General features: G+C 72.7%; 28 protein-coding genes, 1 tRNA gene and 2 pseudogenes. 11 read left to right on the top strand and 20 right to left on the bottom strand.

Annotation, left to right across the window (positions count from 1 at the left end; genetic code table 11):
- Positions 1-52: 52 nt before the first annotated feature.
- The gene (locus QUE38_RS15410) at positions 53-742 is read left to right on the top strand and encodes an NAD(P)H-hydrate epimerase (protein ID WP_286309176.1); all 690 of its coding nucleotides are present in this window, start codon (positions 53-55) and stop codon (positions 740-742) included.
- Positions 743-758: 16 nt separating this feature from the next.
- Here QUE38_RS15410 and QUE38_RS15405 read toward each other — a convergent pair whose 3' ends face one another.
- Together QUE38_RS15405 and ligD are read right to left on the bottom strand one after the other, a co-directional pair.
- Positions 759-1,448, bottom strand: a complete 690-nt coding sequence (locus tag QUE38_RS15405; protein ID WP_286309175.1) for an aggregation-promoting factor C-terminal-like domain-containing protein — start codon at positions 1,446-1,448, stop codon at positions 759-761.
- Positions 1,449-1,705: 257 nt separating this feature from the next.
- Positions 1,706-2,728, bottom strand: coding sequence for a non-homologous end-joining DNA ligase (ligD, locus tag QUE38_RS15400; RefSeq protein WP_286309174.1), 1,023 nt, complete (start codon positions 2,726-2,728; stop codon positions 1,706-1,708).
- A gap of 107 nt (positions 2,729-2,835) precedes the next feature.
- Between ligD and QUE38_RS17720 the strand changes: the two genes are divergently transcribed.
- Positions 2,836-3,198, top strand: coding sequence for an endonuclease/exonuclease/phosphatase family protein (locus QUE38_RS17720; protein ID WP_350227484.1), 363 nt, complete (start codon positions 2,836-2,838; stop codon positions 3,196-3,198).
- Positions 3,165-3,524 carry a hypothetical protein gene (locus tag QUE38_RS17715; RefSeq protein ID WP_350227483.1) on the top strand — a complete coding sequence of 120 codons (360 nt, stop codon included), beginning with the start codon at positions 3,165-3,167 and terminating at the stop codon, positions 3,522-3,524. Before QUE38_RS17720 ends, QUE38_RS17715 begins: the two co-directional genes overlap by 34 nt.
- Before the next feature lie 15 nt (positions 3,525-3,539).
- On the opposite strand, the gene QUE38_RS15390 is transcribed toward QUE38_RS17715, so the two are convergent.
- Positions 3,540-4,244 (bottom strand): SOS response-associated peptidase, encoded by a 705-nt coding sequence (locus tag QUE38_RS15390; RefSeq protein ID WP_286309173.1) that lies wholly within the window; start codon positions 4,242-4,244, stop codon positions 3,540-3,542.
- A gap of 135 nt (positions 4,245-4,379) precedes the next feature.
- Here QUE38_RS15390 and QUE38_RS15385 point away from each other — a divergent pair, with 135 nt between their 5' ends.
- Entirely contained in the window at positions 4,380-5,903 is a 1,524-nt protein-coding gene (locus QUE38_RS15385) for a DUF2142 domain-containing protein (protein ID WP_286309172.1), read from the top strand.
- A gap of 2 nt (positions 5,904-5,905) precedes the next feature.
- On the opposite strand, the gene QUE38_RS15380 is transcribed toward QUE38_RS15385, so the two are convergent.
- Complete coding sequence (locus QUE38_RS15380) at positions 5,906-6,424, bottom strand: nitroreductase family deazaflavin-dependent oxidoreductase (RefSeq protein WP_286309171.1); 519 nt, start codon at positions 6,422-6,424, stop codon at positions 5,906-5,908.
- An 88-nt stretch (positions 6,425-6,512) separates the two neighbouring features.
- Entirely contained in the window at positions 6,513-7,445 is a 933-nt protein-coding gene (locus tag QUE38_RS15375) for an aggregation-promoting factor C-terminal-like domain-containing protein (protein WP_286309170.1), read from the bottom strand.
- A 236-nt stretch (positions 7,446-7,681) separates the two neighbouring features.
- On the opposite strand from QUE38_RS15375, the gene QUE38_RS15370 reads away from it, so the two are divergent.
- Complete coding sequence (locus QUE38_RS15370; RefSeq protein ID WP_286309169.1) at positions 7,682-8,734, top strand: ATP-dependent DNA ligase; 1,053 nt, start codon at positions 7,682-7,684, stop codon at positions 8,732-8,734.
- A gap of 60 nt (positions 8,735-8,794) precedes the next feature.
- Here QUE38_RS15370 and QUE38_RS15365 read toward each other — a convergent pair whose 3' ends face one another.
- Positions 8,795-9,073: a DUF2277 domain-containing protein gene (locus QUE38_RS15365; protein ID WP_286309168.1), complete on the bottom strand. Its 279-nt coding sequence runs from the start codon at positions 9,071-9,073 to the stop codon at positions 8,795-8,797.
- A gap of 45 nt (positions 9,074-9,118) precedes the next feature.
- Complete coding sequence (locus tag QUE38_RS15360; RefSeq protein WP_286309167.1) at positions 9,119-9,586, bottom strand: nitroreductase/quinone reductase family protein; 468 nt, start codon at positions 9,584-9,586, stop codon at positions 9,119-9,121.
- A 66-nt stretch (positions 9,587-9,652) separates the two neighbouring features.
- On the opposite strand from QUE38_RS15360, the gene QUE38_RS15355 reads away from it, so the two are divergent.
- Positions 9,653-9,979, top strand: coding sequence for a hypothetical protein (locus tag QUE38_RS15355; RefSeq protein WP_286309166.1), 327 nt, complete (start codon positions 9,653-9,655; stop codon positions 9,977-9,979).
- 36 nt (positions 9,980-10,015) lie between these two features.
- Positions 10,016-10,414 carry a type II toxin-antitoxin system VapC family toxin gene (locus QUE38_RS15350; RefSeq protein ID WP_286309165.1) on the top strand — a complete coding sequence of 133 codons (399 nt, stop codon included), beginning with the start codon at positions 10,016-10,018 and terminating at the stop codon, positions 10,412-10,414.
- Positions 10,415-10,447: 33 nt separating this feature from the next.
- Here QUE38_RS15350 and QUE38_RS15345 read toward each other — a convergent pair whose 3' ends face one another.
- Together QUE38_RS15345 and QUE38_RS15340 are read right to left on the bottom strand one after the other, a co-directional pair.
- The gene (locus tag QUE38_RS15345; RefSeq protein ID WP_286309164.1) at positions 10,448-10,951 is read right to left on the bottom strand and encodes a cupin domain-containing protein; all 504 of its coding nucleotides are present in this window, start codon (positions 10,949-10,951) and stop codon (positions 10,448-10,450) included.
- A 220-nt stretch (positions 10,952-11,171) separates the two neighbouring features.
- Entirely contained in the window at positions 11,172-12,365 is a 1,194-nt protein-coding gene (locus tag QUE38_RS15340; protein WP_286309163.1) for a Fic family protein, read from the bottom strand.
- Between the two features lie 80 nt (positions 12,366-12,445).
- On the opposite strand from QUE38_RS15340, the gene QUE38_RS15335 reads away from it, so the two are divergent.
- The 3 genes from QUE38_RS15335 to QUE38_RS15330 all read left to right on the top strand — a co-directional run bounded on the left by QUE38_RS15335 (position 12,446) and on the right by QUE38_RS15330 (position 14,476).
- A complete protein-coding gene (locus QUE38_RS15335) occupies positions 12,446-13,405 on the top strand; it encodes a flavin monoamine oxidase family protein (protein ID WP_350227482.1) in 960 nt (319 codons plus the stop codon).
- Positions 13,381-13,797, top strand: coding sequence for a flavin monoamine oxidase family protein (locus QUE38_RS17710; RefSeq protein ID WP_350227481.1), 417 nt, complete (start codon positions 13,381-13,383; stop codon positions 13,795-13,797). The genes QUE38_RS15335 and QUE38_RS17710 overlap by 25 nt, the downstream gene beginning before the upstream one ends.
- A gap of 196 nt (positions 13,798-13,993) precedes the next feature.
- Complete coding sequence (locus QUE38_RS15330) at positions 13,994-14,476, top strand: FBP domain-containing protein (protein ID WP_286309162.1); 483 nt, start codon at positions 13,994-13,996, stop codon at positions 14,474-14,476.
- A gap of 26 nt (positions 14,477-14,502) precedes the next feature.
- Here QUE38_RS15330 and QUE38_RS15325 read toward each other — a convergent pair whose 3' ends face one another.
- On the bottom strand, positions 14,503-14,961 hold the full coding sequence (locus QUE38_RS15325) for a MarR family winged helix-turn-helix transcriptional regulator (RefSeq protein ID WP_286309161.1): 459 nt from the start codon (positions 14,959-14,961) through the stop codon (positions 14,503-14,505).
- Between the two features lie 81 nt (positions 14,962-15,042).
- Here QUE38_RS15325 and QUE38_RS15320 point away from each other — a divergent pair, with 81 nt between their 5' ends.
- Positions 15,043-15,513, top strand: coding sequence for a TlpA family protein disulfide reductase (locus QUE38_RS15320; protein ID WP_286309160.1), 471 nt, complete (start codon positions 15,043-15,045; stop codon positions 15,511-15,513).
- Positions 15,514-15,538: 25 nt separating this feature from the next.
- On the opposite strand, the gene QUE38_RS15315 is transcribed toward QUE38_RS15320, so the two are convergent.
- The 10 genes and pseudogenes from QUE38_RS15315 to QUE38_RS15270 form a co-directional block, all read right to left on the bottom strand.
- Entirely contained in the window at positions 15,539-17,506 is a 1,968-nt protein-coding gene (locus QUE38_RS15315; protein ID WP_286309159.1) for an NHL repeat-containing protein, read from the bottom strand.
- 229 nt (positions 17,507-17,735) lie between these two features.
- Positions 17,736-17,984, bottom strand: a complete 249-nt coding sequence (locus QUE38_RS15310) for a DUF1272 domain-containing protein (RefSeq protein WP_286309158.1) — start codon at positions 17,982-17,984, stop codon at positions 17,736-17,738.
- 161 nt (positions 17,985-18,145) lie between these two features.
- A tRNA-Pro gene (locus QUE38_RS15305) sits at positions 18,146-18,219 on the bottom strand.
- Between the two features lie 63 nt (positions 18,220-18,282).
- The gene (locus QUE38_RS15300) at positions 18,283-20,124 is read right to left on the bottom strand and encodes an alpha/beta hydrolase (protein ID WP_286309157.1); all 1,842 of its coding nucleotides are present in this window, start codon (positions 20,122-20,124) and stop codon (positions 18,283-18,285) included.
- Between the two features lie 30 nt (positions 20,125-20,154).
- Positions 20,155-20,391, bottom strand: coding sequence for an alpha/beta fold hydrolase (locus tag QUE38_RS15295; RefSeq protein ID WP_286309156.1), 237 nt, complete (start codon positions 20,389-20,391; stop codon positions 20,155-20,157).
- Positions 20,388-21,002 carry a TetR/AcrR family transcriptional regulator gene (locus tag QUE38_RS15290; RefSeq protein WP_286309155.1) on the bottom strand — a complete coding sequence of 205 codons (615 nt, stop codon included), beginning with the start codon at positions 21,000-21,002 and terminating at the stop codon, positions 20,388-20,390. Before QUE38_RS15290 ends, QUE38_RS15295 begins: the two co-directional genes overlap by 4 nt.
- Before the next feature lie 92 nt (positions 21,003-21,094).
- Positions 21,095-21,988, bottom strand: a complete 894-nt coding sequence (locus QUE38_RS15285; protein ID WP_286309154.1) for a CHAD domain-containing protein — start codon at positions 21,986-21,988, stop codon at positions 21,095-21,097.
- Between the two features lie 57 nt (positions 21,989-22,045).
- Positions 22,046-23,556, bottom strand: a pseudogene (gene der / locus QUE38_RS15280) (ribosome biogenesis GTPase Der).
- A pseudogene (cmk, locus tag QUE38_RS15275) lies at positions 23,553-24,289 on the bottom strand ((d)CMP kinase). The pseudogenes der and cmk overlap by 4 nt, the downstream one beginning before the upstream one ends.
- Positions 24,289-25,371 (bottom strand): prephenate dehydrogenase, encoded by a 1,083-nt coding sequence (locus QUE38_RS15270; RefSeq protein WP_286309153.1) that lies wholly within the window; start codon positions 25,369-25,371, stop codon positions 24,289-24,291. The pseudogene cmk and the gene QUE38_RS15270 overlap by 1 nt, the downstream one beginning before the upstream one ends.
- Between the last annotated feature and the right edge of the window lies 1 nt (position 25,372).

The raw sequence follows: 25,372 nt of genomic DNA, 5'->3' as shown, positions 1-25,372 counted from the left end.
CGGCGCAGCGGCACCCGGTGCGCCCGCGGCGCGTCGGCGGCAGACTGGGGGCATGATCGACGCGTACACGGCCGCGCAGGTGCGGGCCGCGGAACGCCCCCACCTCGAGGCGGGCGAGCCGCTCATGCAGCGGGCCGCGACCGCGCTCGCGGGGGTGGTGGCAGATGCCGCGGGGCCCGGCCGCTCGGGCGACCGACCGTCGATCGTGCTGCTCGTCGGCTCGGGCGACAACGGGGGCGACGCCCTGTTCGCGGGTGCGGAGCTCGCGCGCAGCGGGGCATCCGTCGCCGTCGTGCCGGTCGGGTCGCGCATGCACGAGTCGGGCCTCGCCGCCGCGATCGCGGCAGGTGCGGTGCGGATGCCTCCGGACGACCCCGAACTCGGTGCGGTGCTCGGCTCCGCCGACGTGATCGTCGACGGCATCCTCGGCACCGGCAGCGGCGCCTCGCCCGCGCTGCGAGAGCCGGCCCGCGGCGTCGTACGGCTCGCGCGGGAGGTGCTCGACCGGCCGGATCCGCCCCGGGTCGTCGCGACCGACCTCCCGAGCGGCATCCACCCCGACACCGGCGAGGTGCCCGACCCGGTGGTACTCCGGGCCGACGTGACCGTCACGTTCGGCGCGTGCAAGGCGGGACTGCTCCGCGCACCGGCCTCGGGCTACGCCGGAGAGGTGCTCGTCGTCGACATCGGCATCGGCGACGCGCTCGCGGGGGTCGAGCCCGAGCTCGTGCTGCCCGACTGATCGGGTCGCGGCGCGATCAGTACCAGCCGCGCGCCTCGGAGCTGGCCCAGGCGCCGCACGGCGTGCCGTACACGCTCGCGATGTAGCCGAGGCCCCAGCGGATCTGCGTGGTCGCGTTGGTCTGCCAGTCGGCGCCGGCGGTCGCCATCTTGCTGCCCGGCAGCGACTGCGGGATGCCGGTCGCGCCGCTCGAGGTGTTCACGGCCTGGTAGTTCCAGCCCGATTCGCGGGTCCAGAGCGAGTCGAGGCACTGGAACTGCGCGTCGCCCCAGCCGTACTGCGAGGCGGCGAGCTCGCGGGCGGTCGCCTTCGCGCCGGCCGGGGTGTTCGCGGCAGCGAGCGCGGCGGCCTTCGCGGCCTCCGCGCGCTCGGCGGCGACCTTGCGGGCGTGCGCCTCGACGGCCTCCTCGGTGGAGCTCACCTGCGCCTGGGTCTCGCGAGTCAGTTCTGCCACCTCGCCGACCTCGAGCACCTCGTAGTCGCCGAGCGACGCGACCGACGCGGCGAGCTCGTCGGCGTCGACCTTGCCCTCCGCGTCGGCGAGGAGCTCCTCGGCGACCGTGATCGTCGCACGTGCGTCGGAGTGCACGCGCGCCTCGGCGATCGCGTCGTAGGCGCCCAGCTGGTCGGCGTCGAGTCCGCGCGAATCGGTCTGGGCACGCGTGTCGGCCCGGGCCTGCTCGCGCGCGGCGGCGTCGATGCTCACGGCGAGGCCGGCGCCCAGGACGGCGGCGACGAGACCGCCCGCGAGGAGGCGGGCGCGGAGCGTGCGCCGACGGGTCGACGGGGTCGGGTCATGCTGGCGGTGGCGGGGGAACTGGTGGTGATCTGCTGCATACGTGACGAACGCCCGGGGGTATCGACGTCCCGGGCGAAGTCGCCAGTCTGCACGGTCAGTCTGGGCGGAACCTCCGCTGCGCCTGAACGAGTGGTGTGCGCGCCGGTCGTGCGCGCGGCGGCGAGCTACTCGGTCGAGCGTGCGCGGCTCGGCTGCACCCGCGTCGGTTCGCCGGGCATCTTCGGGAACTCGGGCGGGAACGGCAGCTCGCCGAGGCCGTCGTCGAGGTCGCGGGCCCACCACTCGAGCAGGGTGTCGATGCCGGCCGCGTACTCGTGCATGTCGGCCCACGGGTCGCCGACGTCGCGCAGGCGCTCGGGCACCGTGCGCACGGTGAACGCGCCCGGGTCGACGCCCTCGAGCTCGTCCCACGCGACCGGGCACGACACGGTCGCGCTCGGCAGTGCGCGCGGGCTGTAGGCGCCCGCCATGGTGCGGTCGCGGTTGGCCTGGTTGAAGTCGAGGAAGACCCGCTCGCCGCGCTCCTCCTTCCACCAGGCGGTCGTCACCTGCTCGGGCATCCGGCGCTCGAGCTCGCGCGAGACCGCGATGACGGCGTGTCGCACGTCGAGGAACTCGTGCTCGGCGCGGATGGGGGCGAACACGTGGATGCCGCGGTTGCCGGACGTCTTGGCGAACGCGGTGAGGCCCGCCTCGGCGAGCACCTCGCGCAGGGCCAGGGCCACCGGCACGGCATCGTCGAAGTCGGTGCCGGGCTGCGGGTCGAGGTCGATGCGCAGCTGATCGGGGTCGTCGCTCTGCCCTGCCCGTGACGCCCACGGGTGGAACACCACGGTGTTCATCTGGGCGGCCCAGACGGCGGCGGCCGGTTCGTCGATCACGAGCTGCGGATGCGACCTGCCGCTCGGGTACGTGACCGGCACCGCCCGCACGTAGTCGGGCGCCCCGCGCGGCGGGTTCTTGGAGAAGAACTGCTCGCCGTCGACGCCGCCGGGGAAGCGCTGCAGGGAGACCGGACGGTCGCCGTTGGCCGCGACGAACGGCGTGCCCACCTCGACGAGGTAGTGCGCGAGATCGAGCTTCGTGATGCCCTGCTCGGGCCAGATCACCCGGTCGGGGCTCGAGACCCGCACCGCTCGTTCGCCCGACGGCCCGGGAACCTCGACGATCACCGCATCCTTGCCCACGCGCGCCAGCATAGCCGCGCGCGCCGACGTCGATCGGGCGACGCCCAGCAGACACCCAGCGGAGCCACACCCCTCCCCCGGCGCACGCGGATACGCTGGGCGGGGAGGTGGTCGACCTGAGGATCATCAGCTACAACCTGCGCAAGCACGCGGCGATCGGCGAGCTCACCGAGCTCGCCGTCTCGAACGACGTCGACGTGATGTGCCTGCAGGAGTGCGACACCGACGACCTGGCCGACTCGGTCGCCCACCTGCAACTCATCGACGCGACCAGCACCAACCGACTCGGACTCGCGCTGTACGCCCGGGCCGACCGCTACACGGTGCAGGACACGAAGATGTTCAGCATGCACCGGTCACTCCACGACCGAGTGCTCTCCCCGCGCACGAGCGCCTGCTCGCGGCGCGCCTGCACGACGAGGCGATCGGCCACGACGTGCTCGTCGGCTCGTTCCACGCCGCCCCGCTGACCGCGTCGAACCGCCTGCGGCGCAAGCAGATCACCGCCGCCCACGAGGGCATGCGCTCGCTCGGCCACGACGTGCCGGCCGTCATGGTCGGCGACTTCAACTACCCGTGGTTCGTCAACGGGCTCGAGCGCCACGTCAACGCGACCGGCTATGACCTGCTGCGCAGCACGGAGCCGACCTACTTCCGCTACCGGTTCTTCTCGGGGTACTTCGACTTCGTCACCTCGACGGGCGTGCAGATCGATCGCGTGGACGTGCTGCCCGCCGGGGCATCCGACCACCGCCCCATCCGTCTCGCGGCGCACGCGCACCAGCACGCGTCCTGACGCCGCCGACGGCGCTCAGGGCTCGAGCGGCTCGATCAGGGATGCGTCGGAGGGGTCCGCCGTGCGCGAGTTGTTGACCCTGCGGTCGACCTCATGCGAGGCGATCGTCTCGGCCACCCGGTCCGAGACCTCGCCGAGCAGGTCGACCATGGCGCGCCGGCCGTCGTCGTCGAGCGGCGTCGCGTCGAGCCACTCGTCGTACCGGTCGGGCAGGAGGAACGCGGGCATGCGGTCGTGCACCTCGCCCGAGGCATCCTTCGCCGCCCGCGTGATGATCGCGGTCGACACCTGCCACTCGTCGTCGACCTTGCGCGCGGTCGCGATGCCCGCGGCGGCGAGCAGCCCGTCGCCGTGCAGGAAGTGCGCCTGCTTGTCGCCCGGCTTGCCGGTCCATTCGTAGTAGCCCCGCATCGGCACGATGCAGCGCGACGACGCGAACGCGCCCTTCCAGAGCCCGTTCGTCGCGACCGTCTCGATGCGCGCATTGAACTGCGGACGCTTCGCCTCGCGCAGGAACGACGGGTGGAAGTCCCAGATCGCCGGCACGACCGTGCGGCGCACCTCGCCCGTCGAGCGATCCTGCCGCTCGCGGATGATCGGCACGACGTCGGTCGGCGCGATCGAGTACGAGATGTCCCAGTCGCGGAAGTCGTTGCCGTCGAGCACGAACGCCTCGATGAGGTCGTTGGTCTCGTCGTCCATGGCGAATCGTCCGCACATGCCACCAGTCTGCACCCGGCCGCCGACACCGCGGCAGACGTCACGCCGGCGCAACACCCATGCGGTAGCCTCGCGCGGAGCGGTGCGCCCCGGTGCATCCGACCATCGCCACCGAGCCCCCGGAGTGCCCACCCCATGCGACGCCTCAGCCTCCAGCTCCTCGGCGTGATCGCCGCGACCGCCGTGCTCGCGGGCGCGCTGCTCGCGTGGGCGCTGCTGACGCCCGGCTATCGCGGCCCCGACGAGCCGCAGCACGTCTCGACCGCGCTGCGCCTCGCAACCGGCGGCGGCTACCCCGACCCGGTGTCCACCGAGCTCGACGACGGCGTGCGCGGCTCGTACGCCTCGCTCGGGTTCCCCAGCGCCGCGACGATCTTCGACAACGGCCGCCCCGTCGGCGCGAACGAAGCCGCGACGCTGCCCTCGACGAGCGACCTGCGCGCGGCGGGCGAACCCGAGGCCGACGAAGGCCTGCTCGATCAGATGACGCAGCATCCGCCCGCCTACTCGGCCTACCTGACCGCGTGGATCGCGGTCTTCGATCTCGACCATGCGCCGGTGAACACCCTGCTGCTCGTCCTGCGCCTGGCGTCGGCGCTCCTGCTCCTGCCGATTCCGTGGCTGATCGCGGCGACCGTGCGCGCACTCGGCCTCGCGCCGACCGCGCAGGTCGTCGGGGCGTTCCTGCCCGCCGCGTGGATCCAGTTCGTGCACATCGGCGCGCTCGTGAACAACGGCACGCTGCTCGCACTCGCGTCGAGCGTCTACCTGTGGCTGCTCGTGCGCGTGCTCGGCGGCGACCTCCGACGCCGCACGGCGATCGGCGTGGGGGCGGCCCTCACCGTCGCGCTCCTCACGAAGGGGTTCGCGCTCGCGCTCGTGCCCCTGGCCCCGATCGCGTACCTCGTCACGGCGCGCAGGCACGGGCGCGCCGCCTGGGTCGGCATGGCCATCGCGGCGGCGGTCGCGCTCGTCGGCGCGGCGTGGTGGGTGCGGAACCTCGTGGTGTTCGGCACCGTGCAGCCGACCGGTTCGAGCGGGCGTCCCTCCCCCGCGATCGAGTTCGGCGCGCTGCTGGAGTGGGTGCCGCAGTTCCTCCGCGCACTGTCGGGCTCGATGTGGATGAACCTCGGCTGGCTCGAGACCCCGATCGTGCCCGCCGCCCTGCACATCGCCGCGAGCGTCGTCGTGCTCGGCGCGCTCGCGCTCGGATCGTGGCGGCTCCGACAGGATGCCGCGGTGCTCGTGATCCTGCACGGCGCGTGGATCCTGCCGCTGTGCGTGTTCGCGCTCGGCAGCGCACGGAACTACCTGTACGCGGGCAACATCGTCGCCGCCCAGGGCCGCTACCTGCAGATGTCGGTGGTCGCCCTCGCGGTGCTGCTCGCGGCGGCGCTGGCACGGCCCCGGTGGTTCGCCGTCGCCGCCCCGCTGGTGGCGACGGTCGCCGCGACCGCGGGGCTGGCGTACGGGCTCCGGCACTTCTGGAGCCCGGCCACGCTCGCCACCGCGGCGAGCTGGTGGCCGGGCGGTACGGCGCTGCTCGTGGCATCCGCCGCCCTGCTCCTCGCGGGGCTGGTGCTCGGCGTGTTCGCCGGCGCGGGGATCGCGCGGAGCGCCCGACTCGAGCCGGTCGCGCCCGCGCCCGCGCGCACCTGAGCTCAGGCGTCGGGGACCGCGGCGGTCGCAGCAGGCCGGCGCACCGGCTGCAGGCGGAACAGGCGGACGACCCGGCCCGACTCCCGTTCGTAGCCGCGGTAGCCGGGCCACTGGCGCTCGATGCGCGCCCAGACGGCGTCGCGCTCGTCGTCGCCGATGAGCGTCGCATGCACGGGCATCCGCCGTCCGCGCACGTCGATCGCGGCGTCGGGGTGCGCGAGGAGGTTCGACGTCCACGCCGGATGACGGCCGCGCGCGAAGTTGCTGCCCGCGACGATCGCGCGCCCGTGCCCGTCGGGGCAGTACATGAGCACGGTCTCGCGCGGCAGTCCCGAGCGGGCTCCGGTCGTGTGCAGCACGAGGGACGGCACGAGCAGCGCGCTCACCTGGACGCGACCTCCGGTCGCCCGCGCGATGATCCGCTCGAGCGGCGGCAGCAGGGTGGGCGCCCAGCGTCGGAACAGGCGCGTGCGCGTGAGCGGCGCGACGACGGTGCGCACGGTGTCGCGAACGATCGGCATGACCGAGAGCGTAGCGCCGCCGGAGACGCCGAACGGCCCGGCGGAAGCTCCGCCGGACCGTTCGATCGGTGTCGTGCCGTGGTGCGGGTCAGTACCAGCCGACCGCCACCGAGTGGTTCCACGCGCCGCAGGGGGTGCCGTAGCGTCCGGAGATATAGCCGAGGCCCCAGCGGATCTGCGTCGCTGCGTTGGTCGCCCAGTCGGCGCCCGCGGTGGCCATCTTGCTGCCGGGCAGCGCCTGCGGGATGCCGTAGGCACCGCTGTAGGGGTTCTGGGCGTAGACGTTCCAGCCCGACTCCTTGTTCCAGAGGCTGACGAGGCAGCCGAACTGGTCGTCGCCCCAGCCGTACGACGAGCGCATCATGTCGCGGGCGATCGCCTGGGCGCCGCTCGGGTTGGCGGGCGCGGTCGGCGTCGCGGGGGCGGGCGCCGGCGCCGGCGCGGCGGCCGCTGCCTCGGCGGCTGCGGCCTCCTCGGCGGCCTTGCGAGCGGCCTCGGCCTCGGCGGCCTTGCGGGCGGCTTCCTCGGCCTTGCGCTTCTTCTCCGCCTCGATGGCCTTCTTCGTCTCCGACGTCACCGTGTCGGCGTGCTCGGTCGCCTGGTCGACGAGGAGGAAGACGCGCTCGGGGGCGAGCAGCTCGTAGTGCTCGAGGTGCGAGACGGTGGTCTCGAGGTCGGACGAGTCCGCGTAGCCGTCTGCCTTCTCGATCGCCTCCTTGGCGACCGTGATGGTGGCCTCGGCGTCGAGGTTCGCGCGCGAGGCGAGCACGGCGTCGTAGGCCGGCTGCTGGTCGGCCGACAGGCCGACGGCGTTCGACATCCAGGTCGTCGCGGCGATGCGAGCCTGCTGCTCGGCGACGACGCCTTGCGCCATGAAGCCGGTGCCGGTCATGGCACCCGCGGCGACCAGGGCGGTCGCGCCGATCAGGAGGCGGCGGTTGCGCGGCGACGAGGCGCGGCGGGAGCCGGTGCCGTCGGTCGTCTCGGCGGGCGTTGCGGGGGAACTGGTCTGGTTCTGCATACTGTCTTCGCTTCGGGAAACCTCATGAATGCACAGTGCACTCGGTTTCGGTTTGGTAACGATTGGGGTATTCAGGCGTACAAGTCGGGGACTCTGCCAGCCGAATCTGGGAGAAACCTCAATTTTGAGACGATTCAAGGCCCGATTCGCCGCTCCGAGGCATCCGTCACCCGCCGCGATCGGCATCGGCGCGCGGAACACTGGGGATGTCGCCCGGGCACTGCGAGAATGCCGACATGGCTGCGGAACACCCCTCGATCGCCCCCATGCTCGCCAAATCGGTCGAACGCGTGCCCGACGCCGACGCGATCGACGGCGGCTACTCGTACGAGCCGAAGTGGGACGGCTTCCGCGGCATCGTGCGCGTCTCGGGCGGCGAGGTCGAGATCGGCAGCCGTGGCTCGAAGCCGCTGACGCGGTACTTCCCCGAGCTCGTCGAGGCGTTCGCGCGCGAGCTGCCCGACCCGTGCGTGGTCGACGGCGAGATCGTCGTGCGCTCGGGGCCCGCGGGCGACGAGCGGCTCGACTGGGAGGCGCTCGGCCAGCGCATCCACCCCGCCGACAGTCGGGTGCAGAAGCTCGCCGCGGAGACGCCCGCCTCGTTCGTCGCGTTCGACCTGCTCGAGCTGGGCGGCGAGTCGCTCGTCGACCTGCCCTTCCGCGAGCGACGCGCCCGCCTCGAGCAGGCGCTCGGCGACGCGCCCCCGCCCGTGCACGTCACCCGCGTGACGACGGACGCCGACCTCGCGCGCACCTGGCTCGAGCGGTTCGAGGGCGCCGGGCTCGACGGCGTGATCGCGAAGCCCCTCGACGGCGCCTACCTGCCGAACAAGCGCGCGATGCTGAAGATCAAGCACAAGCGCACGGCCGACGTCGTGCTCGTCGGCTACCGGGTGCACAAGTCGGGCTCGGGCGTCGGCTCGCTGCTGCTCGGCCTCTACGACGACACCGGCGAGTTGCGCATGGTCGGCGGGTCATCGGCGTTCACCGACAAGCGGCGCCTGGAGCTCATCGACGAGCTCGAGCCGCTCGTGCTGCGCGAGGACGACGGCGAGGTCTCCGACGCCGCGACCGACCGCAGCCGGTTCTCGTCGGGCAAGGACACCTCGTTCGTGCCGCTGCGCCCCGAGCGGGTGCTCGAGGTCGGCTACGACCAGATGGAGGGGTGGCGGTTCCGCCACACCGTGCGCTTCCTGCGCTGGCGGCCCGACCGCGACGCAGAGTCGTGCCGGTTCGAGCAGCTCGAGGTGCCCGCGGCCTACGACCTCAGCGCGGTGCTCGAGCGCTGAGCGGGGCGCGGGCGCGCGGCATCCGTCGCCCCTCCTCGGTTGGGCGGTCGGATGCCCCAATCAGGCCGAGAGCGACGCGTAGCGCTTCTCCGCGCGGGCGCGGGCCTTCGCGGCCTCGACCTCGCGGTCCTTGGGCGGCGCGTTCGTGACGAGGTCGTCGAGCAGGTGCTGCGTGGCGTGCGCGATCTCGGCGACGGCGCGGTCGAAGGCCCGCTGGTTGGCCTTGGACGGCTTCGTCGAGCCGCTCACCTTGCGCACGTACTGGAGCGCGGCGGCGGTCACCTCGTCGTCGGTGGCGGCGGGCTCGAAGTTGTGGAGCTGGTGGATGTTCCGGCACATGCTGCGAGGCTACGCCGCGACCGGTCGGGTGTGAACCGGCTGCGGTCAGGCGTCCGCCGGCGCCGCCGCATCCGCTGGCTCGCAGATCACGAGCGGGATGTCGCGGGTCGTGCGCTTCCGGTAGTGCTCGTAGCCCGGGTAGGCGGCGGCGACGGTGGGCCAGAGCTCGGCCTTCTCCTCGGGCGTGGCCGTGCGGGCACGGTACGCGCGGGTCCAGTGCCGGGTGGTCAGCTCGACGTTCGGGTCGGCGACGAGGTTCAGGTACCAGGCCGGATGCCGGTCGGATCCGCCGCGCGAGGCGACGACCACGTACCGGCCGTCGTCGTCGTGGATCGGCGCGGTGAGCAGTGCCGAGCGCCGCTGTCCGGTGCGCCGGCCCGTCGTGTGCAGCTCGATGGTCTCCATGCTGCCGATTCGCCAGCCGAGCAGGCCGCCGGTGAGCCTGATGCCCCAGCGGTGCAGGCCCGTCATCGCACGCAGCAGGGTGTCGCCGTACATGCCGTCCTTGGCCATGCGACCAGCCTACGAGTGCGGCGGGCCGGACCGGCCGCCGCGCAACGGGTGCGGGAGAATCGGAGCATGCACGTGCAGGTGGTCCGCATCGCGGAGTGCCCAGGGTGGGAGCTCGCGGGAGCACGCCTCGAGGCGGCGCTCGACGGGATCGGCCTGCCGGACGTGCCGGTCGAGTACGTGCTCGTCGCCTCGGAGGCGGATGCCGCGGAGCTGGCGTTCGGAGGATCACCCACGATCCTCGTGGACGGAGTCGACCTGTTCCCCGGGGCGGGACGCACGACCGCGCTCGCCTGCCGGGTCTATCCCACCGAACGGGGACTCGCACCCTCCCCCACGAGCGCGCAGCTCGCGGCGGCGCTCCGCGAGCGCCTCGGCGTCGGCGGGCGGACATAGCCCGCGGGCATCCGCTTCGACTCACACGGAGGTCGCATGACCCGGTACGTCATCGACGCAGGCACCGCCATCAGGCTCGCGGGCGAGGATCTGTCGTCCGCCCCCGCGCACGAGCTGCTCGCGCCGACGCTGCTGCGCTCGCAGACGCTGTCGATGCTGCACGAGGCGGTGCATCGCGGCGAGCTGCGCTCGGGCGCGGCGCTCGACCGGCTCGGGCGCATCAAGCGCATGCCGATCCGGCTGCTCGGCGACGCGGTGCTGCGCAAGCGTGCGTGGGAGCTGGCGGACGCGCTGGGCTGGGCGTCGACCTACGACGCCGAGTACCTCGCACTGACCCAGTTGCAGGCGGACGCATTCGTCACAACCGACCGCCGGCTGGCGGAGCGGGCGCGTGGCACGGTCGAGGTGGCGGCGTTCGAGGTGCTGCTCGGGTAGGCGGGGTGCGGGCGGCGGGCCAGGGGCATCCGCTCAGCGCTCGTCGCAGTTCGCGAGGTCGGTCTCGGCGAGCGGTTCGCCCTCGGGGATGATGTAGGCGACCCAGAGCACGGTGTCCTCGGAGCGCTCGTTGCGGCCCTCGTGCACGTAGCCCGGGCCCTCGATGATCGACTCGCCCTCGACGTAGACGCGGACGCCGTCGGGGTGCGTCGGGGCGTGGTGGGTGAGCTCGCCCTCCTCGACCACCGCGACGAGGTACCCGTGGTGGCAGTGCTCACCCGTCGTCGCTCCGGGAGCGATGCGCACCCGACTGAACGTGACGCCGACGCTCGGGTCGCCGCTGACCTGGATCTGCACGGGGTCGTCCTGCGCACCCTCGGCGACCGGGGTCGCTTCGACGGGCGCGTCGCTCGCGACCGGTGACGCCATCGTCGACGGCGGGACGTCGGTCTCGACCGCGCAGCCCGCGGCGCCGAGCAGCAGCGCGCCGGCTGCGACGGCGATGAGTATGGTGCGGACGCTCCCCCGGGTCCCCATGGCGGAACCGTAGCGCGGCGACCGCCGCGCCCGCCACCGTGCTGGCCCGCACGCAGGCGTGGAGGGGGCACTTTTCAGGAGCCAGCGGCGGGTGGGCTGCGGATGTCTGCGCGGGGTGGGCGAGTAGTGGTCGATCGGTGCGTGAGAACGGTCGATCGTGCAGCGGTACGCCAGCCGCGGCCGAGCGGCTCCTGAAAAGTGCCGCCTCACCCGGCGCGGGTCAGCGGAAGCCGCGGCGGGCGCGCTGGCCGAACGCGTCGAGCGCGGCGAGCACGTCGGGCGCCGCCCAGCGTCGGTAGCGCGCTCCCCCGCCTGCCTGCACGAGCACGCCGGCCTCGACGAGCCGGTCGATCGACGTCTGCGCAGCGACCTCGCTGACCGACAGCTCGCCGGCGACCAGCTTCGTGTGGACCACGGGCTGGCGCAGCAGCAGGTCCTTGAGGCGGTGGGCCGACGAGTCGGCGCGGGCGCGCACCGCGTCGTCCCAGTGCGCGCGCGCCGAACGCAGGTCGCCGATGAGGCGCCGACCGTTCGCGACGGCGAGGAACGAGGCATCCGCCATCAGATCGACGATCGGCTCGAGTCGCCCCTCGCGGTAGGCGCCGAGCGCGTCGTAGTAGCCCTGCAGGTCGCCGAGCAAGCCGGCCGACACGGGCACGGTGACGTGCCGGGTGACGCGACCCGCCCGCAGCATCCCCTGCACCAGGGCCCGACCGGTGCGCCCGTTGCCGTCGGGGAACGGGTGGATCGTCTCGAACTGGGCGTGCGCGATCGCGGTCTGCACGAGCACCGGCAGGTCGGTGCGGCGCGCGAACGCCATGACGTCGTCCATGAGGGCGGGCACGTGCTCGGCGTGCGGCGGCACGAACTCGGCCGTGTGCGGGGCGAGCGAGCCGCCGCCGATCCAGACCTGGCGTTCGCGCCAGCCGCCCGTGATGCCCTCCTGGCTCTCGCCGAGCAGCGCGCGGTGCATCTCGATCACGGCATCGGTGTCGAGGCGGTCGGAGAGGTCGACGGCCGCCCGCATCGCCTGCGCGTTCGCCACGACCAGCCGGGCATTGGGCGAGTCGGATGCCCCGAGCTCGGCGAGTGCGACCTGACGCGCGCTCGCGGTGATGTGCTCGACCTCCGAACTCGAGGCGCTCTCCGAGCGCAGCAGGATCGCCGAGAACGGCGCCGCGACCGCGCCGAACTCGGCGTCGAAGCGGGTCAGCTCGTTGCTGGCGTCGTCGGCCGCGGCGAGGCTCTTGCCGGGCAGGTCGGGCGTGAGGTCGGCGATGCGGGGCACGACCGCCGCGCGGTACGGTCCGCGCGAGCGTGCGAGTTCGCGGCGCGAGGCGATCTCGCCGCCGTCGCGCTGCCACGGCCGCTCCTCGTACGAGATCGCGGGCCAGGCCCGCGTTTCCGTTGCCATGCGGCGATCTTACCAAAGGATATGTGGTGATTCTTTGGTCACGCTACGATCGACTCACACACTTCTGAGAGGAGCCGTGAGTGGAACGGTTCGACACCATCGTCGTCGGTGCGGGCGTGGCCGGCCTGACGGCCGCCCGCCTGCTCGCCCGGGCGGGGCGCACCGTCGTGGTGCTCGAGGCGCGCGACCGCGTCGGCGGCCGCGTCTGGACGGACCGCACCGGCCACCACCCGACCGACCTCGGCGCCTCCTGGATCCACGGCGTCACCGACGAGCCCGTCGCCGACGCGGTCACCGCAATCGGCATGCGCACCGCGGAGTTCACAGTCGGCAGCTACCAGCCCGACAGCCGCCCGATCGCGTACTACGGCCCCGACGGCCAGCGGTTGACGGATGCGGCGGCGCGGGCGTTCGCCGACGACATCCGCTCGGTCGACACCACCCTGCTCGAGACCATCGCCGCCTCGGCGCCGAACGACTCGTACCGCGACGTGACCGAGGCCGCGATCGCCCGCCAGGGCTGGGACGCCGACCGCGCCCAGCGCGTGCGCGAGTTCATGGAGCATCGCAGCGAGGAGCAGTACGGCGCGTGGATCGACGACCTCGCCGCGCACGGCCTCGACGACGACGTCATCGAGGGCGACGAGGTCGTCTTCCCCAACGGGTACGACGAGTTGCCCGCGCGCCTCGCGGAGGGCCTCGATGTGCGGCTGGGCCGCGTGGTGCGCCGGGTGCACTGGTCGCCCGACGGCGTCGAGGTCGAGACGGCGGATGCCACCCTGGCGGCCGCGACCGCCGTCGTGACCGTGCCGGTGGGCGTGCTGCAGTCGCCGGAGTTCGTGATCGAGCCCGCGCTGCCCGAACCGGTCGCGGGCGCGCTCGGCCGATTCGCGATGAACGCGTTCGAGAAGGTCTTCCTCGAGTTCCCGGAGCGGTTCTGGGACGACGGCGTCTACGCGATTCGCCAGCAGGGCCCCGAGAGTCGCTGGTGGCATTCCTGGTACGACCTCTCCCCGTGCACGGCACACCGACGCTGCTGACCTTCGCCGCCGGCCCCGCCGCCCGGGCGATCCGCGACTGGAGCGACTCCGAGGTCGCCGACTCGGTGCTCGCCCAACTCCGCCGCCTCTACGGCGAGCGCGTGCCCGCACCCACGCGCGTGACCGTCACCTCGTGGCAGGACGACCCGTTCGCCCACGGCTCCTACGCCTACATGACGCTCGGCTCCACCACCGCCGACCACGACGACCTCGCCACCCCGATCGGCGGCGTCCTCCACCTCGCCGGCGAGGCCACCTGGACCGACGACCCCGCGACCGTGCCCGCCGCCATGCGTTCGGGGCACCGTGCGGCCGAGCGCATCCTCGGCCGCGACGTGCCGATCGAGGGGCTCTGGGCGGGCACCGTGCACCTCGAGCGCCGGCTGAGCTGACCTCGCGGTGCCCTCCCAGTGACCTCGTCGTAGAGTGGTCGGGTGAGCTTCCAGGAGGTGGTCGGCGACACGTTCGCCGGCATCAGGGCGTGATGCCCTCGGTCGTGTCATCCGACGCGGCCGTCATCATCGACCCCGAGACCTCCGCCCGAGCGGCGCGCCATGACGCGCGCGGGCACCATCGAAAGCGAACCTCATGCTCACCCTCACCGAGAAGGCGCTCCGCGCATCATTCGTCAACGCCTCCCGCAAGGAGGTCGCCGACCTCACGCTCCCGCCCGGCTTCGACGCGATCGACTGGGATCGGCTCGACTACCTCGGCTGGCGCGACCCCAAGCTCGGCAAGCGCGCCTACGCGATCGTGCCGATGCTCGACGACGCCCTCATCGGCATCCTGCTCCGGCAGGCCGACCGGGCGCCCCGCTCGCGCGCCCAGTGCTCGTGGTGCAGCGACGTGACGCTCCCGAACGACGTCGTGCTGTACACCGCCAGGCGCTCCGGCAAGTCCGGACGCAACGGCGACACCGTCGGCACCCTCATCTGCGAGGACTTCGAGTGCTCGCGGAACGTGCGCCGAACCCCGACGCTCGCGTACGAGGGCTTCGACGTGGAGGCCGCACGCCAGGAGCGGATCGACGACCTGCAGCTCCGGGCCGCGTCCTTCGCGTCGGGCGTGTAGCCCACCGCCGGCTGACCCTCCCGGTGTCAGTCGGCCTCGCCGACGAGGCGGCGAAGGCTCGCGCGCAGCACGTCGAGCGCTGCCTCATCGCCGATGCGCTCGGTCAGCTCTGCCTGGAGCACCCGGGCGGCCTCGACACCCTCGGCGCAGAACGACACCCCGCGCTCGGTGAGACGCACGACCTGTGCGCGGCCATCGGTCGGGTCGGGCGTGAGCGTGAGGTAGCCGAGCGCGTCGAGTTCGTGGACGAGCTGACCCACCGCCTGCCGCGAGATCTCGGTGCGACTCGCGACCACCGTGATGCGCGTGCCCTCCCGGTCGACGGCGCCGAACACCGGCAGGTGCCGCATCGCGACACGCTCGTGCCCGCGTTCTGCCATGAGGGCCAGGAACCGCTCGTTGGCGACGCGCAGCGCCTCGCGCAGCAGGTGACCGACGTCCTCCGACGCCGCGCGCCGGAACTCCTCGACCTCTGGGGAATACACGACGCCCTCCCGTCGGTTGCGCAAGCAGATTGCGAAAGTAGGTTTCGCAACTCACCGCCCGCAGATCTGAGGAGAGAGTCTATGCCCCGCACCCGAACCGCGCTCACCGTCGGCACCGCACTTCCCGCGCCCGTCCTGACGCAGGCCGACGGCACCGCGACCACGATCGCCGAGCTCCTCGACGGCCACCCCGGCGTCATCCACTTCATGCGCACGTCGACCTGCCCCGCGTGCCTGTCGGTCGGCAAGCAGCTCGCGAGCCTGCACCGCAACGGCGACCTCGGCGACGCGCGGGTCGTCTTCCTCACGCCTGGTACCGATGCGGATGCCGCCCAGGCGGCCGCTCGCCTCGACGAGACCGTGCGGGTGGCCGCCGTGGGCGCGAACCACGCCGTGTTCGGCCTGCGGCGCTCGGGACAGTTCCAGGAGAGTGCGACCGCGGTCGTCGACGCGGACGGCACCGTGATCCAGGTCACGACCGCCGCGATGCCCGCGAAGAGCTTCGACCGCGCCGCGACCGTGGCCGCGATCGCGCAGCTCGCGACGCGCTAGTCGCCCGTCGCGGCGGGCCGACGCCTCAGTCGGCCCCCGCCAGGTCGGGTGCCGGAATCTCCACGGGCGCCGCGATCCCGAGGAACGCGACGATCTCGTGACCGCCGGGGTTCGTCTGGATCGGCACCTCGATCCAGTTGTTCGCCACCCAGACGTTGCCCGACTGGTCGACCGCGGCGCCCGTGTTGCGCACGAGCCCGTCGAAGTAGAACCCGCTGAGGTCGGGCGAGATGGGGTCGCCGGTGCCGATGCCGGGCGGGCAGCTCGAGGCATCCGCCCCGCAGAAGGCCGAGAGGCGCTTGCCGGCGAAGTTGGCGACCCACACGTTGCCGTCGCCGTCGGTCGTGATGCCCCACGGCAGCGTCGTGCCACCGCCCTGGTACTGCGTGACCGTGCTGCCGTCGGGCGCGACCATCGCGACCGAGCCGAGGTACGGGTCGGGGCCGACGCCCGTGTAGACGCCCTGCGCGTCGAACTCGGAGTCGAGCACGCCGCCCACGAAGATCTGGTCGTCGCCCGTGCGCGGGGCGGTCGGGCACGGCAGCTCGACGAGGAACGAGTTCGCCGCCCAGACGTTGCCGACGCCGTCGGCGGCGAGGCCCATCGGGTTGGCGAACGCCGGGTCCGCCCCCGGCGAGCCGGACAGCAGGTTGCCGTCGTAGTCGAACATCTGCACCGACGAGCTCACCATGCCCGACGCGAAGACGGCCGAGCCGTTGTCGACAACGTCGAACGCCTGCTCGAGCTGCGTCTCGGAGTACGGAATCGCGCGGGCCTCGGAGCGGTCGCCGCCCGGGTACAGCGTGAGGGTGCCGGAGTGGCAGTTCGCGAACCACACGGAGCGCTGCGAGTCGATCTCCATGCCCTGCGGCCAGTCGAGCTCGCCCTCGTCGAACCCGTCGTCGCCCGACAGCGCGACGCCCTCCGGCGTGAACAGCGACGCCGTGTCGTGCGGAGGCTGGCGCTTCTTCGTGCAGAACGGCTCCGGCGCCGAGAACCCGAAGTTCGACACCCACACGTTGCCGGTGCGCTCGTCGAGTTCGATGCCGTAGCCGGCCCCCGACAGCCCGCCGCCTGTGTACTTCACGAACTCCCCGGTCGGCGAGAAGCGGAACAGCGCGTCGGAACCGCAGGCAGGCGCCTTCGCCTGCGGGCGGTACTGGTAGTTGTTGTTGACCCAGAGGTTGCCCTCGTGGTCGATCGCGAAGTTGCCGGGCCCGTCGAGCGAGCGCCCGTCGCCGTCGAAGCGCACCGCGAGCGTCCACGCGACGGGCGGCACGTCGAGCACGGCCGGGTCGCGACCCGCGAGCGGCACGAGCGTCGAGAGCTCGAACAGCCGCAGCGGGTCGGCCACGCCGGGGTTCCGGGCGATCTCGGCGAGGGCTCGGAACACGTCGGTCGGCACCGCGGGATCGTCCGCTTCCCCGCCGATCTCGATGATCGTGGCGCAGGTGCCGAGCGGATGCGGCCCGGGCGCGCCGAACGGATCGACGACGCACGACGCGAGCGCGGCCGCGATCGAGCCGAACGCGGCGAGCGTCGAGGTCTCGTCGCCGTTGGGGCGTGAGTCGAGCACGTCGGCAACGGCGCCGGTCTCGGGGTCGGCGAGGTTCGCCGCCATGCCGGCCGCGTTGCGCAGGCCGGGCGCCTGGCCGTCGATGCCCGAATCGCTGACGAACTGCGCCATCGCCCACGCGGTCGCGACCGTGGTGCGCTCGTTCAGCACGACGTCGTGGTCAGGCAGCCCCGGGTACGCGGCGGCGAGCACGGCCGTCGGCGCGGCCGGGTGGGCGGCGTCGGCCGGCGCGCGGGCGATGAGCGAGAGGATCCCGTCGTCGGGCACGGGCACCTCGATGACGAGGTCGAATGCGCCCGTGGCATCCGCTGCCGTCGTCGCGACCGTTCCCGAGCCGGTGACGGATGCCTCGAGCTGCCAGCCGTCCCAACCGCCCGGCATGCCGCCGGCGGCGACCGTCTCGAGCGTGCCCCGCACCTCCGTTCCGGCGGCTCGAGCGTCTGGAGCGGGCCCCGCGAACAGGGCTCCCCGATCAGTGCGACGGCAGCGGCGACGGCGACGTGCTTCGCGTGCATCGGACTCTCCCCCAAGTCTCCGGCAACGCGCCACAACGTACTGCGCTCGCGATGGGGCCGCAAGGGTGGAGGCGCTGCACGGCCCGCCGGTAGTCGACCGGCACCCGCAGTCCGTCAGACCCCGGAACGGTTCACCCGCCGGTCGTCGCCAGGCAATCAGCCTGGAACACCCGCTTCGTCGAGCCCGGGTACTTCGCGAGCCACGCTGCCGGCCGCACAGGACGCTCGGTGAGGTTGCCGCCGCAGTTCGGGCAGGTGAAGTCGAGACGGCGGGCGCAGTCGCCGCACCAGGTGCACTCGATCGTGCAGATGAACACGTTCGCGTCATCGGTCGCGAGGTCGCGATCGCAGCACTCGCAATTGGGTCGGAGCTCCAGCATGCGCGCACGCTACCAACGGGGCGGGAGCCCGGAAAGACGGAAACCGCCGACGAACGAGCGGTTGACTGCCATCCACCCGCCTCCGTCGCTCCATGCTCGCTCAGCGCGGGAACGACGAAGCCCCGGCGAGAAATTACTTCTCACCGGGGCTTTTGCCACGGTCGGGCTGACAGGATTTGAACCTGCGACCCCTTGACCCCCAGTCAAGTGCGCTACCAAGCTGCGCCACAGCCCGTGGACAACCTGACCATCATAACGGAGCACCGGCCCCGCGAACGAATCGGCGCGACAGCAAGATTCAGAGCAGCTTGCCGATCATCGCAGCCGCCCGCGCCGCCCCGTCGGTCTCGACCGGACGGTAGTCGACCGGCGCCCCGACGAGCGACGCCATGGCGCTCGCAAGTGCGTCCGGCGAGAGCTCCGAGTACTGCATGCAGCGGCCCGCACGGTAGCGATCGAGCCGCGCCCGCACGTGGAAGTTCTGCTCGAAGTGGTCGCGCAGCGGCACGTAGATGAACGGCACCCGGCAGGCGGCGAGCTCCATTGTGGTGGTGAGGCCGCCCTGCACGATCGCCAGGTCGCACGCGGCGAGGTGGCGGTAGAGCTTGTCGACGTAGGCGCGGTACTCGACGCCGTCGATCTGCGGCAGCGTGGCCGGGTCGATGCGGGGGCCGGTCACCACGATCATCCGCAGCTCGGGAATCGCGCGCTTCGCCTCGGGGTAGGCGGCGACCACGCGGCGGATCAGGTCGGTGCCGACGCCCGACCCGCCGACCGAGACGATGCAGACCCGCTCGTCGTCGCGGTACCCGAGCTCCGCCCGCAGCGCCTCGCGCGAACCGAGCGCCGCCGGGTCGAACCCGGTCACGTAGCCGGCGAAGTCGAAGTGGTCTTCGGTCCAGTCGCGAATCAGGGGCATCCCCTCGCCGAACCGGTCGGGCACGATGTCGTCGGGCGAGCCGACGAACACCGCGGCGTCGCGCACGCGCCCGTAGCGCTCGACGTGCGTGATCATCTCCTGGTTGTAGTCGGCCACGACCTCCGCCTCGCGCGGACCCCGCTCGGGAATCGGCAGGTAGCCGACGAAGTCGGTCATCCACGCCAGCGCCCCGCGCTTCAGGTTCGGGTTCTCGTGCAGGTAGTGGTCGACCTCCCACGACTCGTCGGCGATGATCAGGTCGTACTCGCCGCGCTGGGCCACCTCGTCGAACACCATGAAGTTGTGCACGAGGATCTCGTCCATCGTGCGCAGCGACTGGAACACCGCGAGCGAGTGGTCGCTGCACTCCGACTCGATGTGCGCAGATTCGCCGGCGAGGGCAGCGGATGCCTCGTGGATGCGCTCCCCCGCGGCATCCAGCACCCGGGTCACCGGGTCCTGCGCGAGCCAGTCGATCGTGAGGTCCGGATGCAGCGTGCGGAGCTCGCCCGCGATGGCGATGTCGCGACGTGCGTGCCCGAGCCCGATCGGCGACGACAGGTAGAGCGCCGACTTCGGCCGCGCGATGCCGACGTGCCAGGTCGCCGCCTCGTCGATGCGCCCGTACACGCGGTCGGCGAACCCCTTGATGAGGTGGTTGACCTTCACCGGGAACCGCGTGTGCGGCGAGTGCCCCGCGCCTTCCAGCAGCACGAGGTCGGAGCCCGGGATCCACGACTGCATGAGCTCCGAGCTGCCCGGGTGCACGATTCGGTCGTCCGTGCCGTGCAGCAGCAGCACGGGCATGTCGATCGAGCGGATGCGGCGCTCCATGTCCTCCACGTCGAGGTCGGCGTACTCCTCCTCGGTCGCCGCCAGCACCTCTCCGGTGGTCTCCAGGGCCCAGCCAACCCCGTCGTCCCACGCCTTCGTCGAGTGCGGGTCGGACACGACCTGGGCCACGAACCACTCGGCGAAGTCGCGGTAGTCGGTGCGCCAGTAGTCGGGGTCGTACTTCGCCCACCCCTCCGGCTTCTCCCCCGGCGCGGGTGCCGTCGGCGGCTCCCGCTCCATCATCGGCACGACCCACTCGTGCGCCGCCCCGATCGCCACGACCCCGTCGACGCGCTCCGGATGCAGTGCGGCGAGCGTGAGCGCGAGCTCGCCACCCATCGAGTAGCCCACGACGACGCACCGCTCGGTGCCGGTCGCGTCGAGCACGGCGATCGCGTCGGCGTCGCGGTTCCCCCATCAATAGCGACCGGGATCGGCCGGCCGCGACGACTTCCCGTTGCCGACCGCGTCGAACAGCACCACCCGGTAGTGCCGGGCCAGGAACGAGACCTGCATCTTCCAGTTGCGCGAGTGCACGAGCTCCCAGGTCGGCGCGAGCAGGATGGTCGGCCCGTCGTCGCCGTACACCTCCCAGTGCACGGTCGCGCCGTCGCGTTCGACCTGGCCGTCGCGCGCCGGCATCGTCGCCCTCACGACCCCACCTCCGCCTCGAGCGCCGCGAGGCGCGCCTCCTCAGCGGCGATCAGCCGCCCGATCGCCCGCAGGGCATCGCGGAACGGCCGCGTCGGCCCCTCGGTACCGCTCAGGATCATCGCCTCCGCACCGACGAACGCCGCGCCCACGAGTGTGGCCACCTCCGCGGGCGTCAAGCCACCGAAGCGGATGCCTCGGGCCGACGCCCGCTCCGCCGCATCCGTCAGCACCGTCGTCCACCCGTCGTAGACCCGGCGCACCCGCTCGCCCACGACCTCGGTCGACCACCCGGCCGCCATCATCTCGTGCAGGATGCGCACGTAGCCCGAGTCGAGGTCGTCGTCGAGGTAGTCGCAGGCGCGCGCCCACTGCGCAGACAGCGGCTCGTCGCCCGCGTAGAGCGCAGCCTGCCGCGCGACGAGACTCGCGTCCTCCGCCTCCAGCACGCTCAGCACGAGCTGTTCGCGCGTGCCGAAGTGGTAGTGGATCTGCGACTGCGGCACGCCGGCCTCGTCGGCGACCTTGCGCGTGGACAGCGCTGCGAACCCATCGCGCAGCACCGATGTCCGTGCCGCGGCCAGGATCGTCGCACGCGTGTCACTCCCGGCCATGCCGCCTCCTCCGCACTTTCGATCGATCGCCCGATCGACCATGGCCACAGCGTAGCGAGCCGCCCGACGGGCGTCAACGGTGTCGACGCGCGTCAGCCGAGCGACGCCGCGAACCGCCTGCGCGCCCGCTGCAGCTCTTCCAGTGCCGTCGGCAACTCGGCCAGGTGCTCCGCGGCGCGCGACTCGGCCTCCGCCGCCAGCTGCTCGTACCCGGACGCAGTCTCACCGTGGTGCGCCGCATGCGCACCCGCTCGGCGCAGGAAGCGTGCGAGCACCAGCTCGTCGCGGTGGTCGCCGAGCACGTCGTGAATGCGCTCCCCCGCCGCCCCGAGCTCGCCGGCCGCGTCGCCGAACACCGCAGCGGGTGGCGCCGACACCGCCTCCGCCGCGTAGCGGAGTCGGCGCGCTGCCTTGCGGGCACGGTGGAGCCGCCCGAGCGAATCGTCGGCCGCCTCCGCCCGGCGCACGGCTCGCCGCGCCTCCCGGGCGAGCACGCGGCCGACCTCGGGCGCCGCCGCGGTGGACGCGCCGGCCACGACGGGCGGGTCGGCGCAGAAGGCGTCGAGCTCGGCGGCCCGTGCCTCGGGTCGCGCACCCTCCATCAGCTCGACGAGCCGCGCGTGCGCCGACCGGTACTCGGCCCACGTCTCGTCGACCAGGCTTGCGCGCATCGCGGGCGTCGCCGCGTCGAACCCGTCGAGCGCGTCCTCGGCGAACCGGGCCCGCACCTCGAGGTCGCGCACGACGCCGAGCTCCGCGCCGAACTCGCGGTACGCGCGCCGCAGGTGCTCGACGCGCGCCTCATCGAACAGCGACCGATACGCGGCGAGCACGCTCCGCAGCCGCCGCACGTGGGTGCGGAGCTGGTGCACCGCGTCCGGCTCATCGGCACGAGCAGCCGGCTCGAGCTCGCGGATGCGCGCGGCGATCGCCCCGACCGCCGCGATCACGGCGTTGCCGGCCTGCTCCGGTGCATCCGCCCCCATCACCTCAGGCTACGACCGCGCGCCGCCCCGCAGCATCCGCTCGCCCTGAACCGGGAGCTACGACCGCTGCCGCTTCTCGCGCACGCGCATGTTCGTGATGATCGGGGTGCCCGCGAAGCCGTACACCTCGCGCAGGCGGCGCTGGATGAACCGGCGGTAGCCCGGGTCGAGGAACCCGGTCGTGAACAGCACGAACGTCGGCGGGCGGGTCGCCGCCTGCGTGCCGAACAGGATGCGCGGCTGCTTGCCGCCCCGCAGCGGGTGCGGGTGCTCCTGCACGAGCTCGGTGAGGAAGGCGTTGAACTTGCCCGTCGGGATGCGCGTGTCCCACGACTCGAGGGCGGTCTCCAAAGCGGGCACGAGCTTCTCGAGGTGGCGGCCGGTGCGCGCCGAGAGGTTCACGCGCGGCGCCCAGGCCACGTGGTGCAGGTCCTGCTCGATCTCGCGCTCGAGGTAGCGGCGACGGTCGTCGTCGAGCAGGTCCCACTTGTTGAACGCGAGCACGAGCGCGCGGCCCGACTCGAGCACCAAATCGATGATGCGCACGTCCTGCTCACTGAGCGGCTCGGTCACGTCGAGCATCACGACCGCGACCTCGGCCTTCTCGAGCGCGGCCTGCGTGCGCAGCGACGCGTAGAAGTCGGCGCCCTGCTGCAGGTGCACGCGGCGACGGATGCCCGCGGTGTCGACGAAGCGCCACACCTTGCCGCCGAGCTCGATCTGCTCGTCGACCGGGTCGCGCGTGGTGCCGGCGAGGTCGTTCACGACCACGCGCTCCTCGCGGGCGGCCTTGTTCAGCAGGCTCGACTTGCCGACGTTCGGGCGGCCGACGATCGCAACGCGACGGGGCCCGCCGACCTCCTGCTTCGCCACGGCCGACTCCTGCGGCAGCACCTTGAAGACCGCCTCGAGCAGGTCGGCCACGCCGCGGCCGTGCAGCGCGGACACCGGGTGCGGCTCGTCGAGGCCGAGGTTCCAGAGCACGGCGGCCTCGGGCTCTTGCCGGACGTCGTCGACCTTGTTCGCGACGAGGAACACTGGCTTCTTCGCCTGGCGCAGCAGCCGCACGACGTGCTCGTCGGTCGCGGTGGCGCCCACGGTCGCGTCGACCACGAACAGCACGACGTCGCACAGGTCGATCGCGACCTCGGCCTGGGCGGCGACGGATGCGTCGATGCCGCGCGCGTCCGGCTCCCACCCGCCCGTGTCGACGAGCGTGAAGCGGCGGTCGAGCCACTCCCCTTGTACGAGACGCGGTCGCGCGTGACGCCGGGCGTGTCCTCCACCACGGCCTCGCGACGGCCGAGGATGCGGTTCACGAGCGCCGACTTGCCGACGTTCGGGCGGCCCACGATCGCGATGACCGGCAGCGCGGGCAGGTAGCGCACCGCGTCCTCGTCGAGGTCGCCGACCTCGAGCACCTCCAGGTCGTCGTCGTCGAGCTCGTACTCGTCGAGGCCGGTGCGCAGCACCGCCGCGCGCTGGTCGGCGAGGTCGTCGTCGACCTCGGCGAGGCGCTCGACGAGGTCGTCCTCGACGCCTTCGTACTCGTCGTCGGGTCCGCTCATCGTGCTGCTCCCTGCTCTGCGGATGCGCCGTGGTCGACGGATGCCCCGGAGGCATCCGCCCCCTGCCCGCGCACGCCGTCGATGACGGCGATCACGGCCAGCACGGTCTGGTCGAAGTCGAGGTGGGTCGAGTCGACCGTCGTGACGCCCTCGGCCGCGGTCATGAAGTCGACGACCTGGGCGTCGGCGCGGTCGCGGCGGCGCAGCTGCTCGCCGGCGCCGTCGGCCGACGAGCCGACGAGCTCGGCGGTGCGGCGCGCGATGCGCACCTCCTCGTCGGCGGTGAGCAGGATGCGCACGGGCGCGTCGGGCGCCACCACGGTCGTGATGTCGCGCCCCTCGATGACGATGCCCGCTTGGGGGCATCCGCTGCGATGACCCGGAAGCGTGCGATGAGCTCGCGCCGCACCTCGGGCACGCGCGCGATGGCGCTCACGACCGCGGAGATGCGCGGCTCGCGGATCGCGGCCGTCACGTCGACCTCGCCGACGTGCACGATCGCCCCGGTGTTGTCGGTGCCGAGGTCGAGCGCGAACGCCGGCAGGTGCGCGATCACCGCGCCCGCGTCCTCAGGGTCGAGTCCGCCATCGAGCACGCTCCACGCGAGCGCGCGGTAGGCGGCGCCCGTGTCGAGGATGCCGAAGCCGAGCCGGCGGGCGACCGCCTTGCTCACGCTCGACTTGCCGCTGCCCGCGGGTCCGTCGATCGCCACGACCATGGTCTGCTGCTGCATCATCCTGCAATCCGCCAGCCGCGCTGGCTCAGGTCCTCGATGAGCGACTCGACCGCCTCGGGCACGACCCCCAGCTCGGCGAGGCCCATGGGCGCGCCGGGCGAGTGCTCCATGCGGAAGTCCTCGATGTTCACGCCGATGTCGCCGACGTCCTGGAAGAGCTGTGCGAGCTGCCCGGGGCGGTCGTCGACCATGACGATCACGGGCGTGAAGCGCAGGTCGACGCCGTGCTTGCCGGGCAGGCGACCGACGCCGGTGTTGCCGCCGAGCAGCTCCTCCGCGATCCGGCGGCGCGCGCCCGGGGCGTCGACGTCGCCGAGCGCGTCGATGAAGCGGTCGAGGTCGTCGCGGTAGGCGGTGAGGATGTCGCGGACCGGCGCCGCGTTCGCGCCGAGGATCTGCACCCACAGCTCGGGGTCGCTCGCGGCGACGCGGGTCACGTCGCGCACACCCTGGCCGGCGAGGTTCAGCGCCGACGCGGCGCCGTCGACGAGACGCCGGGCCATGAGGCTCGACACGACCTGCGGCACGTGCGAGATGAGCGCGACGGCGGCGTCGTGCTGCTCGGGCGTCATCTCGACGAGGGTCGCGCCGAGGTCGAGGATCAGGTCGTCGATCACCGCACCGCGCTGGTACGAGATGCCATCGTGCGCCGCGACCACCCAGGGGCGACCGACGAAGAGATCGGCGCGACCCGACATGGGGCCGCCGCGCTCGCGGCCCGCGAGCGGATGCGACCCGATGTAGCGCGACACGTCGGCGCCGCGCTCACGCAGTTCCTCGAGCACGCGCAGCTTCACGCTCGCGACGTCGGTGACGATCGCCTCGGGGTACGCGGAGAGCTCGGCCGCGATCACGTCGGCAGTGACATCCGGCGGCACGCACACCACGATCAGCTGCGGCGCGTCGCCCTCGGCCGCGGGCCGGCCCGCACCGTAGTCGGCCGCGATGCCGAGGTGCGTCGGCGACGCATCGGCGAGGATCACGTCGATGCCGCGGGCGCGCAGGCCGAGGCCCACGCTCGACCCGAGCAGTCCGACCCCGACGACGCGCACCGGTCCGGTGAGGCGACTGTCGGCCACT

It is taken from the genome of Agromyces mangrovi (genome assembly GCF_030296695.1).
Taxonomy (GTDB): Bacteria; Actinomycetota; Actinomycetes; order Actinomycetales; family Microbacteriaceae; genus Agromyces; species Agromyces mangrovi.
Note: the sequence above shows the minus strand (reverse complement) of the source record. Positions and strands in the feature narration are given on the sequence as shown.